We start from the raw sequence: 526 nt of genomic DNA, 5'->3' as shown, positions 1-526 counted from the left end.
ATCGCCCGGACCGCCCCGGCCCCCTCGGGATCGGGGGCGGTAATGTGGTAAGCATCCGTGCTGGAGCCGTATCCGACCAATTCCGCATAGATCGTCGCCCCCCGCCTCCGGGCGTGATCCGCTTCCTCCAAAACGACCACTCCCGCCCCTTCCCCGGCGACAAATCCGTCCCGATCCCGGTCGAAGGGGCGGCATGCCCTTTGGGGATCGTCGTTTCGCCGGGACAAGGCGCGAATCTTGGAAAAGGCGGCCAGGCCGAGGGGGGTGATCGGCGCCTCCGCTCCCCCGGCGAGCACCACATCGGCGGTGCCATGCTGGATCGCGCGCATTCCCTCACCGATACAACTGCTACCGGTGGCACAGGCGGTCACCACCGCCGCCGATATCCCCCGCGCACCGGTGGCGACGGCAATCTCTCCGGAAGCCATATTCGCCAGCATCGCCGGAGCGAGATAGGGGCTGAGCCGATTCGGCCCCTGGGTCAACACCCGGGCGTATTCCCGCTGGATCATATCCAGCCCTCCGC

The 526-nt window shown here is 67.7% G+C and carries 1 protein-coding gene; it reads right to left on the bottom strand.

The window, feature by feature from the left end; genetic code table 11:
• Positions 1-512, bottom strand: a 512-nt coding sequence (locus RZO55_RS00900) for a beta-ketoacyl synthase N-terminal-like domain-containing protein (RefSeq protein WP_318062422.1), incomplete at its 3' end; no start/stop codon positions are given.
• Positions 513-526 lie beyond the last annotated feature (14 nt).

It is taken from the genome of Clostridium boliviensis, from assembly GCF_033342255.1.
Classification (GTDB): Bacteria; Bacillota; Clostridia; order Lachnospirales; family Lachnospiraceae; genus Lacrimispora; species Lacrimispora boliviensis.
This window is presented reverse-complemented; position numbering and strand designations above follow the sequence as displayed.